Below are 13,042 nucleotides of genomic sequence, written 5' to 3' on the forward strand. Positions count from 1 at the left end.
TCCCCGTTAGCAGAGGGAGCAGCATGAGCGTTGTCTGGGGTGCCGCGAGTTCGCGCGGGGAATCGGTGATTCGCCGGGTGGTCGCTGCTGCGATCGTGGCCGTCATCGTGATCGCGGGTCTGATCGGGGGAGCCGAGGCGGCCCACGCCGTGAACGGCACCGTCGCCGGGGCCGTGTATCAGGACTTCGACGACGACGGCACGCGCGATCCGGCCGCCGGGGACTTCGGCGGTGACACGGGTCTGGCCGGTGTGACCGTGACGGTCACCGATTCGACCGGTGCCGTGGTGGGCACGGCGACGACGGCCGCGAACGGCTCCTACTCGGTCAACGCGGTGAATGCCGCGACCGCGGCCGTGCGGGTGGAGTTCAGTCTCCCGAACAACTTCCGTTCAGCGCGCATCGGCGCCGGCAACGGCAGCACCGTGCAGTTCGTGAACCTCGGCGCGACGAACGTGAACGTCGGCATGACGCAGGACGGCATGGTCATGACCGAGCAGCCTCCCCTCGTCGTCGTCCCGACGCAGCGCTCCCGGATCAGCACCAATAACGTGCAGACCACGCAGGCACCCACGCAGAACATCGGCGGCCTTCCCGCACTCTTCCGAGTGCCTTACGGCGCGAGTGGGAACCCCCCCCACCGGTCGCATAGTCATCGCGCGTCAGTTCCAGATCGGCACCACCTGGGGCACGGCGAACTACGGCCGCGACTTCGTGTTCAGCGGCGCCTCGTACAGGCGCAGCACCGAGGTCGGTCCGAGCGGTCTCGGCGCGATCTACCTCACGAACGCGAACAACCCGTTGCCCAATGCGACTCCCTTCGTACAGATTCCCAACGCCGGCACCGATCCGCGCGGCTCGTTCAACCCCGCGACCTACGACTGGTTCCACGACTCCGCCGCCTTCGACGGCGTCGCCAAGGTGGGGCTCGGTGATGTCGAGATCTCGACCGACCAGCGCACGCTCTACGCGGTGAATCTCAACGATCGACAGCTGTACGCGGTGCCCGTCATCCCGGGGGCGACTCCTGCCGCAGCGCCGACCGCAGGGGCACCGGTGGCGATTCCGCTGCCGTTGACCGCTGCGACGGGATGTGCTCCCGACCAGGTGCGGCCCTACGGACTCGGCACCTTCCGCAAGTCCCTATACGTCACGCTGACCTGCACGGGCCCGACCGTGAACGATCTGCGCGCCTACGTGATCCCGATGGACCAGGCGACGAGGCAGTTCGGTGCCGCGGTGCTGGACGTACCGCTGACCTTTCCCCGAGCGATGGCGTACTCCGACGGTGCTCCCGGGGGTTCGGCTCCCTACGCGCCGTGGCGGAGTACGTTCGCGATCGACCCGAACATCCCCACCCGGGCCGCAGGCCCGACACCGGTCGCGTCTTCGGTGACGTTCGACGCCGCGGGGAACATGGCGCTGTCGATCAAGGATCGCTCCGCCGATCAGAACGGAGCCGCACTCGGCAGCACAGACAGTACCGATCAGCGGATCTACAACTACATCGGCGCCGGTGACCTTCTGCGCGCGTGCGTGTCTGCGACCGGATCGTACGTGCTCGAGAACGACGGGCGGTGCGGCGCGGCCGTCAGCACACAGCCCAACAACAACTGGGGACCCGGTGGGGGCAAGTTCTACGAGACCGTGTTCGACACGAACGGCTCGAACTCGCACGCCAACACGGCTCTGGGCTCCGCGCTCCAGCTGCCGGGGTACAACAACACGTACGCCACCACGATCGACCCGACCCAGCTGTTCAGCGATGGCGTCCGCCTGTTCGGGAACAACGACGGCCGAGTGATTCGCGGCGCGATGCTCAGCAGCGCGTCCTCGGAATCCGGCTCGGGTGCGTTTGCGAAGGCTGGTGGTTTGGGTGATTTGTCGGCTCTGGTGGCGGTGGCGCCGGTGGAGATCGGTAATCGGGTGTGGTTCGATGCGGATGGTGATGGTGTTCAGGATGCGGGTGAGCGTCCGATTGCCGGTGTGACGGTGCGTCTGTTCGATGCGAATGGGATTGTTGTGGCGTCCGCGGTGACGGACGCTCAGGGCAATTATCTGTTCTCGTCGTCTGTGGGGACGTCGTCGGGGTCGGCGATCTATGGTCTGGGTCTGCTGCCGGACACGGAGTATGAGATCCGTCTCGACAATGCGAATGATTATGCTCCGGGTGGGCCGTTGGACAATCTCATTCCGACGCGGACGACGGCGGGGTCTGATCCTGCGGTGGATTCGAACGGGGTGGTCGAGGGGCCGACTCTGATCACGGCGACGGTGCGGACTCCGGGTCCGGGTGCTGCGGATCACACGTTCGATTTCGGGTTCTCGCCTGAGCTGTCTTTGGGTAACAGGCTCTGGTTCGACACCGGGGCGGGCGCGGCGACGAACAACGGCCGGTTCGATCCTGGTGAGCAGCCGATCGTCGGCGCGGTGGTGGAGTTGTTGGACGGGGCCGGGCTGCCGGTGCTGGACGCGGATGGTGATCCGGTGACGACGCGGACGGATGGGAACGGGTTCTATCGGTTCGATGGTCTGCTGCCGGGGGATTACCGGGTGCGGGTCGCGGCGGAGAACTTCGCTGCGGGTGAGGTCCTCGAGGGGTGGTTGTCGTCGACGGGTGCGTCGTCGGCGTTCGATGCGGCGAGCAACAACACCGACAAGGGTGTGGATTCGGCGGATCCTGCGTCGACGGGGATCACGTCGGGGACGGTCACGTTGGCGTTGAACGCGGTCACGGGTGAGGTGGATGCGGGTGCGACCGGTGCGGGGGCGAACAGCCCGGGCGGGGATGCTGCTGACAACCTCACGGTCGATTTCGGGTTCATCCAGCCGTATGACCTGACTCTGGTCAAGCAGCTCACCTCGGGCGCGGGCCCGTACCAGCTTGGCGACGAGGTGACGTTCTCGTTGACGCCGACGAACAACGGCCCCGGTGATGCGGTCACCGGGTTCACGGTCACCGACCGGCTCCCGGCGGGTCTGGTGTTCGTCGAGGCGGAGGGTGAGGACTGGTCCGCTGCGGTGGTGGCGGGGCAGGAGATCACGCTGACGTGGAACGGCCCGGCGCTGGGTGGCGGGGATGCGGCGGAGCCGGTCACGGTGACGGCGCGGGTGAGCGCGATCGATGCGGGCAGGTTGCGCAACGTCGCGGTCGTGGAGCCCTCTCCTGGCCAGCGCACCCCGGAGACGATCCCGGTGGGTTCGACTCCGGACCGTTTCGAGAACGGGGATCCGACCCCGGATCCGTCGAACCCGTCGAACAACGACGACGGGGTCGAGGTGCCGATCGCACCCCCGACGCTGTCGCTCGGGAACCGGCTGTGGTTCGACACCGGCACCGGCCCGGATTACGACAACGGTGCGTTCGATGCGGGTGAGCAGCCCGTCGTCGGCGCTGTGGTCGAACTCCTCGACGCGAACGGCGCACCCGTGCTCGACGCCGACGGCGACCCGATCACCACGACCACCGACGCGAACGGCTTCTACCGCTTCGACGGCCTCACCCCGGGCGACTACGTGGTGAGCATCCCCGCCCGGAACTTCGCGGCCGACGGTCCCCTGCGCGACTTCCTCTCATCGACCGGATCGTCCGCGGCGTTCGACGCCGCGAGCAACAATGCCGACAAGGGCGTCGATGCGCCGTTCCCCGCTGTGACCGGCATCCGGTCGGGTGTCATCGCGCTCGCCCCCGGAACGACGGGCGACGTCGATGAGGGTGCTGCAGGTGCGGGCGCGCATGGCCGCTTCGGTGACCAGTTCGACAACCTGACGGCGGACTTCGGGTTCGTCCCCGGGCTGTCGCTGGGCAATAGGCTGTGGTTCGACAGCGGCACCGGCGACGGAGAGGCCAACAACGGCCGCTACGACGCTGGCGAGGCCCCGGTCGTCGGCGCCGTCGTCGAGCTGCTCGACGATGCCGGTGAGCCGGTGCTCGACGCTGACGGCGAGCCGATCACCACGACGACCGACGCGAACGGCTTCTACCGCTTCGACGGACTCACCGCCGGCGACTACCGTGTGCGCGTGGCCGCGTCGAACTTCGCCGACGGTGAGCCACTGGCCGGCTGGTTCTCGTCCTCGCCCACCTCGACGGACGCGGAGGAGAACAACGCCGACAAGGGCGAGAACTCTCGGACGCCCGCGACGACCGGGATCAGCTCCGGGGTCGTGACTCTCTCGCACCTCACGGCGGCGCTCGGCGATGTCGATGCGGGAGCGGACGGCGCGGGCGGTCATGGTCCCAACGGCGACGCCGCGGATCTTCTGACGGTCGACTTCGGCTTCACGCAGGCGTTCGCCGTCGGCGACTTCGTCTGGATCGACAACAACGGCAACGGCAGGCAGGACCCGGGCGAGCCCCCGGTGCCCGGTGCTCTCGTCAGTCTGCTCGATGAAGAAGGCGACCCGGTCGTCGACCTGAACGGAGACCCGGTCGCCTCTGTGCGGACCGATGACAACGGACACTACGTCTTCGACAACCTCCCGCCGGGCGTCTACCGGGTCGGCTTCGCAGACCTCCCGGCTCAGCACGTACCCACGCGGATCCGCGAGGACGGCGTGCCCTCGACGGACGACTCCGACCTCCGGCTCGACTTCACCTCGCCCGGGTTCGTGCTCGGCCCGGCGGGCGACAACACCACGGACGTGGAACCCGGTGACGGTGTGACGGTCGCGCAGCGCATCGATCGGACGATCGATGCGGGTATCGTGCCGGTGCTCGCGGTGGGTGATTTCGTGTGGATCGACGCCAACCGGGATGGTCGTCAGGATCCGGGTGAGATCCCGGTGGCGGGGGTGACGGTGGAGCTGCTCGATGCGAACGGCGACCCGGTGCTCGATGCGGATGGCAACCCGGTCCCGGCGACGACGACCGACGCTGCGGGGCATTACGTGTTCGACAATCTGTTCCCCGGTGATTACCGGATCCGTTTCTCGGGGTGGCCCGCGGGGTATGTGCCCACGATGCAGTCCGCGCCGGGGACATCGACCGCAGAGGACTCCAACCCCGATGCGACAGGTCTGACACCGGTGTTCTCGTTGACGGGTGGAAGCACGAACATGCGGCCGGTCGAGGCGGGGGACGGGACGACGCGGGCGTTGCAGATCAACCCGACGATCGACCTCGGCATCGTGGCGCCGCTGTTCGCGGTCGGTGACTATGTCTGGTTCGACAAGGATCGCGACGGGGTCCAGGATGCGGGCGAGAAGCCGGTCCCGGGGATGACGGTGACGCTGTTCACAGCCGATGGCACGCCGGCGCTCGACTGGCGCGGACAGCCCGTCCCGCCGGTGACGACCGACAGCAACGGCCGCTACCTGTTCGACGGGCTTCCCGCGGGTGACTATTACGTGGAGTTCTCCGGGGTTCCCGCGGGTTACCGGTTCACGGGCCAGGGCTCGGGGGGAGCGTCCGATTCGAATGCGAACACGCTCGGACGCACCCCCGTGTTCACCCTCGGTATCGACGCGGCGGACATGCGCACGGTGGTCGCGGCGGACGGGACGATCCTCGCGTCGTTCCTGAACCCGACCATCGATGCCGGTCTCGTCGAGATCGAGAAGCCGCTGCCGCCCACCGGCGCGGCGATCCCCTGGATCCTGATCGTCCTCAGCCTCGTGCTGGTCGGCGGAGGAGCGACTCTGCTGACGCTCCGACGCCGGCGAGGCTGACGCCGCCACAGGAAAAGAGGAGGGCCTCCACGAGCGCGGAGGCCCTCCTCGACCTGCATCCGTGACCGTGGCGGTCACATGCCAACGGCGAATGACGTCGACTATTCGAGCCACTCCGTCACGAAGCGGTCGTTCGCATGGATGTGCGTCGCGTTGTAGGTTCCGCCGTCGAGCACCTCGAAGCGATGCGACACGAGGCCCGGCACCACGAGCACCTGTCCGCCCGAGCCCACGACCTGTTCGTCGCCGACCGTGAACAGAGCGCGGCCCGAGTGGATCAGGAAGGTCTCCGCGTAGGGATGCCGATGCAGACGCGGACCCGACCCGGCCACCGCCGTGAACTCTCGGATCAGGCTCACGGGCGAGCCGATCAGGTATCCCTCGATGTTCTCGTCGGGTCCGATCGGGGTGGGCTGGATGGTCATGGCGCCTCCTTGCTCGCCGAGGCTACCGTGACCGCGGGCCTCCCGCACAACGGGTGGCGCGGATTGCTCCGGGCGAGGCGGTCCTTCCGCCGGGCAGGCGGGTCAGTCCGCGTGCACAGACGGATGCGCGCGCTCGAGCGCCGCGCCCTCCATGTCGACGTTCGGCAGGAGGCGGTCGAGCCATCGCGGCAGCCACCACGCCGAACGACCCAGCAGGTGCATGAGCGCGGGCATCAGCAGCATCCGCACGACGAACGCGTCGAGCAGCACACCGAACGCGAGGCCGAAGCCGATCGATCGGATGATGGTGGACTCCGAGAAGATGAACCCGCCGAACACTGACACCATGATGAGCGCCGCGGCGATCACGACCGACCGTCCGGCGCGGAAGCCCTGCGCGACGGCATCCCTCGCGCTCGCTCCGTGCACGTACGCCTCGCGCATTCCGGAGGCGAGGAACAGCTGATAGTCCATCGCGAGCCCGAACAGGATGCCGACGAGGATGACCGGCAGGAAGCTGAGGATCGGACCGGTGCTGTGCAGGCCGATGAGCTCCGCACCCCACCCGAACTGGAACACGGCCACGATGAGGCCGTACGTCGCGAACAGCGAGAGCACGAACCCACCGGTTGCGATGATCGGCACGAGCAGCGAGCGGAACACGACGATCATGATGAGCAGCGACAGCCCCACCACGACGACGAGGTACAGCGGCAGCACGCCTGCCAGTGCTTCGGAGATGTCGATGTTGATCGCCGCCTGACCCGCGACGCCGAGCGTGACGCCGTCCGTCGACGGCAGCGAGCGGATGTCCTGCACGAGGCGCTCGGTGGAGGAGCTGTTCGGCCCCTCGGCGGGGAGCACCTGGAAGGCGAGCAGGGTGCCATCGTCGGAGGCCGCGATCGGCGCGACGGCGTCGACGTCGTCCTGGTCGGCGAGCCGCTGCGCGATCTCCACCTGGGTCGTCAGCAGGTCGTCGTCACTCAAGGCGTCGTCGAGCGTGGCGGTGACCAGGAGAGGGCCGTTCGCGCCCTCGCCGAACTGCTCGTCGACGGTCTGGAACGCACGATAGCTCGTCGAGTCGGCAGGCTCGCTCGAGCCGTCGGGCAGTCCGAGTCGCATCGACATCGACGGGATCGCGACCACGAGCAGGGCGATCACGCTCACGAGCACGGTGACGATCGCGCGCAGCGTCGACATGGGCTTCACGGGCTTTCCCGCGGCGTGCGGCTGACCCACGGTCGCGCGCGCTCGGCGGCTCAGGAGGCGCATGCCGGCGAGTCCCAGCACGGCGGGGGTGAGCGTGATCGCGACGAGCACGGCGACCGCGACGCAGACCGCACCCACGGTTCCCATGAGGCCGAGGAAGGGCACGCCCGTGACGTTGAGCGCGAGCAGCGCCACGATCACGGTCGACCCGGCGAACACCACCGCGGTGCCGGACGTGCCGGTGGCGAGTCCGATGGATTCGTGGACGGGCGATCCTGCGAGCAGCTGCTTGCGGTGCCGGTTCACGATGAAGAGCGAGTAGTCGATGCCGACGGCGAGGCCGAGCATCACCCCCAGCACGGGGGTGACGGATGCCATGTCGACGACGCCGGAGAAGGCGAGGGATGCCGTGACGCCCACGCCCACGCCCACGATGGCCGTGATGATCGGGAACGAGGCCGCGAGGAGCGAGCCGAGCATAACGATCAGCACGACGGCGGCGAACGCCAGGCCGACCGCTTCGCCGACGCCGAAGATCTCCGGCACGCCCTGGGCGATGTCGGTGCCGAAGTCCACGTCGACGCCGTCGATCGGGGAGTCGGCGAAGTGCGCGATCGTCGCCTGCTTGACCTCCTCCGACAGCTCGAGGCGGGGATCCTCGAAGGAGACGTTCACGATCGCGGTGGAGCCGTCGTCGGAGACCACGCCGATGCCGTTCGCGAGGTCGAGCAGCGTCGAGCCCAGCTCGACCTGCTCCTCGTTGGTCTCGAGTTCCGTGCGGGACTCGTCGAGGGTCTTCTGCTGAGCCTCGACCTGGGCGAGCTGCGCGTTCAGGCCGGCGAGCTGGGCGTCGAGCGCGGCCATCTGCGCCGACGGGGCGCCTGCCGCTTCTGCCTGCGCCCGCGCGGCGGTGAGCTGGTCGAGTCCGGTCTGCAGCTGTGTCCTTCCATCGTCGAGCTGCGCCTGTCCCGCATCCAGCTGGGCCCGTCCATCGGCGATCTGCTTCTGACCGTCTGCGAGCTGCGCGGCCTGCTCAGCCTGCTGCGCCTGCGTCGCGAACGGGTCGATCACCCGGGCGACGCCGTCGAGATCCTCCGCGCTCGCGGCGAGGTCGGAGATCTCCTGCTTCTGCTCCTCGGTGAACTCCGCCCCGTCGGCGGTGCGGTACACGACGGTGCCGGTGCCGCCCGCGGTGTCGGGGAGCTTGTCGGCGAGCTGGTCGGTGACCGCTCCGGAGGCGGTGCCGGGGATGTCGAAGCTGTTGCTCAGCGTGCCGCCGAGACCGAGGAACGCGCCGACGCCGATGCCGAGGATCACGACCCAGGAGACGACCACCGCCCAGGCGCGACGTGCGGCGAACGAACCCAGACGGAACAGCAGTGATGCCAACGCGATCTCCTTCAGTCGTAAAGAGCATACGGTGCGTCTCGTCTAGAGTTCTGTGGTTATCCTGAACACGTGGTGAACGAGCATCGGAGCGGACCCGTGCGCAGCACGGCGGCGCGCGAGGCGATCCTCGACGCGACCGCGCAGCTCTTCCACAACAAGGGATACGACCGGCTCACGATCGAGGGGATCGCGAAGCAGGCCGGCGTCGGCAAGCAGACGATCTACCGGTGGTGGCCCTCGCGCGGCGCGCTCATCGGGGAGTGCCTGGCCGAAGGGCGGCTGATCCCCGTGGACTTCGTCGTTCCCGACACGGGAGACCTCGTCGCCGACGTCGAGACGTGGCTCCGCAGCGTGCTGTCGATCCTCGACGCCCCCGAGGGCGGGGCGCTGCTGCGCTCGCTGGTCGCCGCCGCGACCGAGGATGCCGGGGTGGGCGCGCACCTCGGCGAGAGCCTCGGCGTCGAGAAGTACCTGTCGGAGCGGCTGCGCGGCGGAATCCGCGACCAGCAGCTGTCGCCCGACGCGCCTGTCGAGCAGCTGGGGCGCGCGATCCTCGGCGCGATCATCGTCGAGTCGCTCGGACGCGAGGAGCACGACGCCGGCTCGGTCGTGGCCCTCATCCGCTTCCTCCTACGGCCCTGACCGACGGCAGGCGCTCAGAACTCCCAGTCGAGGGTGATCGTGCCGGGGCCGAAGTCGAACTCCGTGTGCGTGATGGCGGTGCCGTTCAGCGGCACTCGATGTGAACGCTCTCCCTCGGCGGACTCGACGGTCACCCGGCACATACGGGGTACGAGGTCGGGGTCGAAGACCGCGAACACCGTCAACTCCGCCTGGCGGCGAAGCGCCACGAGGGTGAGGTCGTACTCGTGCGGGTAGTCCGCGGGGCGGACGGATTCGCGTTCAGTCAGCGCGACGCTCCCCTGGGCGAGCGGGGCGTCCAGGCTCAGAGTGGCGCGGAGGAGGGCGAGATCGCGATCGATCCGGACGTCGGACAGCGAGCACCCGAGCGTCCCGCGCACCTCGGGCGCCTCGGCCTCGTGATCGGCGACGAAGAACACCGTGGCTTCACGGGCCCCGTCCTCGCAGGCCTGCCAGAGCGTCCGGTGCAGAGTGCGGGTGACCCGTGCGTCCGCGTCGACGAAGGCGCCGACGGATGAGGAGCGCGGCGTCAGCCCGGTCTCCATCTCGGTCGTGAACGGCGAGGGCGGCAGGCGCACCAGACTGGCGTAGCTGAGCTGGACGCCGCGCCGGACTCGGCGCGGAGGCCCCAGTGTCGTCTGCAGCTCACCTTCCTGCAGGCCGATGAGGGATTCGAGCTCGCGGATGACCTCGAAGGAGACCGATCGCCCCGGGTGGCGGACGCCGGTCTGCCACATCGAGAGAGTGGCGACGCTCACGTCGTAGCCTCGATCGCGCAGCCGCCCTCGCAGTGTGTGCAAGGACAGTCCTCGGCGTTGCACCGCAGTGCGGAACGTCCGTGCGAACTCCATCGGTTGATTCCCCTTCATCGGCCGTGATCGGCGCGTGCAGTGCCGTGATCGGCACGAATAGCGCCGTGATCGGCACGCTAGTGAAGGGGTGTTCACGTGGAAAAAGCTAGCTGTGAACAGTGCGCAGTGGGCGCGGTCCCGCCGGGGTCGGCGAGACGAACGGGGAGAGCGAACCACCCGAGAGCCGCTCTCCCCGGCTCTCGCGCGCGCATCCCTCGGGGCGGAGAGCACTGACGGCGGTCCCCCGACCGCAGATCGTCAGCGCACAGAAAGTAACATCCGACCGTTTACTGGTCGCATAAAGGAGAGTGAATGCCCGGTCAGATCAGCATCTTGCCGCATCCGGCCGCGCGGCGAATCGGATGAGGCGAGAGGTCAGCCGAGGATCAGCGTCACCAGGGTCGCGCCGCCGCCGCCCAGGATGAGCGCGACGATCACCACCCAGGCGATGACGCGGATGCGGCGGTTCCGACGCTCGCCGAGGTCGCCGTAGTCGTCGTCTGGCCGGCTGAGCTCGCTCATGCGCCGACCGGCTCCGCGACCGTCGGGCCGAACGCCGCGGGCAGCGTGGCCTGCGAGCGCTCGCGGATCTCGGCGACCGGGATCGTGAACACGTCCTGCACCTCGAGCTGCGGCTCGCTGTCGGTCACGCCGATGCGCGCGACGGGATAGTTCCGGCCCTCGCACAGACCACGGAACTTCACGTCGTCCTCGCGCGGCACGGTCACGATCACGCGACCCGTCGACTCGGAGAAGAGCGCGGATGCGGCATCCACACCGTCGCGCTCGATGATCTCATTGAGCCAGACGCGCGCGCCGACGCTGAACCGCGAGACGCCCTCGGCGAGCGCCTGCGCGAGGCCGCCCTCCGACACGTCGTGCGCCGAGGAGATCAGCCACTCGTCGCGCGCCGCCGACAGCAGGCCCGCGAGGCGCTTCTCGCCGGCGAGGTCGACCTTCGGGGGGAGTCCGCCGAGGTGCTGGTGCACGGTCTCGGCCCAGGCCGAGCCCGAGAGCTCGGTCTGCGTCGTGCCGAGCAGGTAGATGTTCTGACCCTCGTCCTGCCATCCCGAGGGAATGCGCCGCGAGACGTCGTCGATGATGCCGAGCACGCCGACGAGCGGCGTCGGGTGGATCGGCACGTCGCCCGTCTGGTTGTAGAACGAGACGTTGCCGCCGGTCACCGGGGTGCCGAGCTCGTAGCATCCGTCCGCGAGGCCGTCGACGGTCTGGCCGAACTGCCACATGACCTCGGGGTTCTCGGGCGAGCCGAAGTTGAGGCAGTCGGTGATGGCGGTGGGCACGGCGCCGGTGACGGCGACGTTGCGGTACGCCTCGGCGAGCGCGAGCTGCGCGCCGGCGTACGGGTCGAGCTGGCAGTAGCGGCCGTTGGCGTCGGTCGAGATCGCGAAGCCGAGGCCCGACTCCTCGTCGACGCGGATCATGCCGGCGTCATCGGGGAACGCGAGCGCCGTGTTGCCGAGCACGTAGTAGTCGTACTGGTTGGTGATCCAGCGGGTATCGGCCAGGTTCGGGCTGGCGACGAGGTTGAGGAACTGCTCGCGCAGCACCTCCGCGTCGTTCGACCGGGGCAGGTTCTCGGCGGCATCCGCCTGCAGTGCGTCGATCCACGTCGGGTAGGCGACGGGGCGGTCGTAGACCGGGCCGTCGACCGCGACCGTGGACGGGTCGACGTCGACGATGCGCTCGCCCTGCCAGTCGATGATGAGGCGTCCGTCGCCGGTGACCTCGCCGAGCACCGAGGTCTCGACCTCCCACTTGCCGACGACCTCGAGGAACGCGTCGAGCTTCTCGGGCGCGACGATCGCCATCATGCGCTCCTGCGACTCCGACATGAGGATCTCCTCGGCCGTGAGCGAAGGGTCGCGCAGCAGCACGTTGTCGAGCGAGACCTTCATGCCGCTGTTGCCGTTGGCCGCGAGCTCGGAGGTCGCGCAGGAGATGCCGGCGGCGCCGAGGTCCTGAATGGCCTCGACGAGCTCACCGCGATACAGCTCGAGGCAGCATTCGATGAGCACCTTCTCGGCGAACGGGTCGCCGACCTGCACGGCCGGACGCTTGGTCGGACCGCCGTCGGCGAAGGTGTCGGATGCCAGGATGCTGGCGCCGCCGATGCCGTCGCCGCCCGTGCGGGCTCCGAACAGGACGACCTTGTTGCCGACGCCGGTGGCGTTCGCGAGCTTGAGATCCTCGTGGCGGAGCACGCCCACCGCGAGCGCGTTGACGAGCGGGTTGGCCTGGTAGACCGAGTCGAAGACCGTCTCGCCGCCGATGTTCGGGAGGCCGAGGCAGTTGCCGTAGAAGCTGATGCCGCTCGTCACGCCGTGCACCACACGGGCGGTGTCGGGGTGGTCGATCGCACCGAAGCGCAGTGCGTCCATGACCGCGACCGGACGGGCGCCCATCGAGATGATGTCGCGGACGATGCCGCCGACGCCGGTCGCCGCACCCTGGAAGGGCTCGATGAAGCTCGGGTGGTTGTGGCTCTCGGCCTTGAAGGTGACGGCCCAGCCCTCGCCCACGTCGATGACGCCGGCGTTCTGGCCCATGCCCACCATGAGGCGTTCCTTCATCTCGTCCGAGACCTTCTGGCCGAAGCGGCGCAGGTAGTTCTTGGAGGACTTGTACGAGCAGTGCTCGGACCACATCACCGAGTACATTGCCAGCTCGCCCGAGGTGGGGCGGCGGCCGAGGATCTCCTTGATGCGGGCGTACTCGTCGTCCTTGAGGCCCAGCGCCGCGTAGGGCTGCTCCTTCTCGGGAGTCGCGATCGCGTTCTCGACGGAGTCGGGGACGTGCTTGTGGGCAGGTGCAGGGGCGGTGGTCACGCGCACT

8 protein-coding genes and 1 pseudogene are annotated in these 13,042 nt (G+C 68.7%); 3 read left to right on the top strand and 6 right to left on the bottom strand.

Annotated elements, in window-relative coordinates:
- Window positions 1-23: 23 nt before the first annotated feature.
- Window positions 24-365, top strand: a pseudogene (locus AKH00_RS18490) (SdrD B-like domain-containing protein); the annotation flags it as partial.
- Here the strand turns inward: AKH00_RS18490 and AKH00_RS18160 are convergent.
- Window positions 320-490 carry a hypothetical protein gene (locus AKH00_RS18160; protein ID WP_200903865.1) on the bottom strand — a complete coding sequence of 57 codons (171 nt, stop codon included), beginning with the start codon at window positions 488-490 and terminating at the stop codon, window positions 320-322. The pseudogene AKH00_RS18490 and the gene AKH00_RS18160 sit on opposite strands and share 46 nt — an antisense overlap.
- A 134-nt stretch (window positions 491-624) precedes the next feature.
- Between AKH00_RS18160 and AKH00_RS12030 the strand changes: the two genes are divergently transcribed.
- Window positions 625-5,670 carry an SdrD B-like domain-containing protein gene (locus AKH00_RS12030; protein WP_050723005.1) on the top strand — a complete coding sequence of 1,682 codons (5,046 nt, stop codon included), beginning with the start codon at window positions 625-627 and terminating at the stop codon, window positions 5,668-5,670.
- 101 nt (window positions 5,671-5,771) lie between these two features.
- Here the strand turns inward: AKH00_RS12030 and AKH00_RS12035 are convergent, their stop codons facing one another.
- Both AKH00_RS12035 and AKH00_RS12040 read right to left on the bottom strand, forming a co-directional pair.
- On the bottom strand, window positions 5,772-6,095 hold the full coding sequence (locus AKH00_RS12035) for a cupin domain-containing protein (protein ID WP_050723006.1): 324 nt from the start codon (window positions 6,093-6,095) through the stop codon (window positions 5,772-5,774).
- 102 nt (window positions 6,096-6,197) lie between these two features.
- On the bottom strand, window positions 6,198-8,693 hold the full coding sequence (locus AKH00_RS12040) for an MMPL family transporter (RefSeq protein WP_050723007.1): 2,496 nt from the start codon (window positions 8,691-8,693) through the stop codon (window positions 6,198-6,200).
- A gap of 69 nt (window positions 8,694-8,762) precedes the next feature.
- On the opposite strand from AKH00_RS12040, the gene AKH00_RS12045 reads away from it, so the two are divergent.
- Window positions 8,763-9,335: a TetR/AcrR family transcriptional regulator gene (locus tag AKH00_RS12045; protein ID WP_050723008.1), complete on the top strand. Its 573-nt coding sequence runs from the start codon at window positions 8,763-8,765 to the stop codon at window positions 9,333-9,335.
- A 14-nt stretch (window positions 9,336-9,349) separates the two neighbouring features.
- Here AKH00_RS12045 and AKH00_RS12050 read toward each other — a convergent pair whose 3' ends face one another.
- The 3 genes from AKH00_RS12050 to purL all read right to left on the bottom strand — a co-directional run bounded on the left by AKH00_RS12050 (window position 9,350) and on the right by purL (window position 13,035).
- Window positions 9,350-10,093, bottom strand: a complete 744-nt coding sequence (locus AKH00_RS12050; RefSeq protein ID WP_152926178.1) for a hypothetical protein — start codon at window positions 10,091-10,093, stop codon at window positions 9,350-9,352.
- A gap of 468 nt (window positions 10,094-10,561) precedes the next feature.
- Window positions 10,562-10,708 carry a hypothetical protein gene (locus AKH00_RS18165; RefSeq protein ID WP_200903855.1) on the bottom strand — a complete coding sequence of 49 codons (147 nt, stop codon included), beginning with the start codon at window positions 10,706-10,708 and terminating at the stop codon, window positions 10,562-10,564.
- A complete protein-coding gene (gene purL, locus AKH00_RS12055) occupies window positions 10,705-13,035 on the bottom strand; it encodes a phosphoribosylformylglycinamidine synthase subunit PurL (protein ID WP_050723010.1) in 2,331 nt (776 codons plus the stop codon). The genes AKH00_RS18165 and purL overlap by 4 nt, the downstream gene beginning before the upstream one ends.
- Window positions 13,036-13,042 lie beyond the last annotated feature (7 nt).

Origin of the sequence: Microbacterium sp. GCS4 (assembly GCF_001262495.1) — a bacterium.
In the GTDB taxonomy this organism is placed as follows: Bacteria; Actinomycetota; Actinomycetes; order Actinomycetales; family Microbacteriaceae; genus Microbacterium.

Coding starts and splice junctions, on each gene's coding strand:
- AKH00_RS18160 (WP_200903865.1), bottom strand. CDS start 490: ATGACCATGCCGTCCTGCGTCATGCCGACGTTCACGTTCGTCGCGCCG.
- AKH00_RS12035 (WP_050723006.1), bottom strand. CDS start 6,095: ATGACCATCCAGCCCACCCCGATCGGACCCGACGAGAACATCGAGGGA.
- AKH00_RS18165 (WP_200903855.1), bottom strand. CDS start 10,708: ATGAGCGAGCTCAGCCGGCCAGACGACGACTACGGCGACCTCGGCGAG.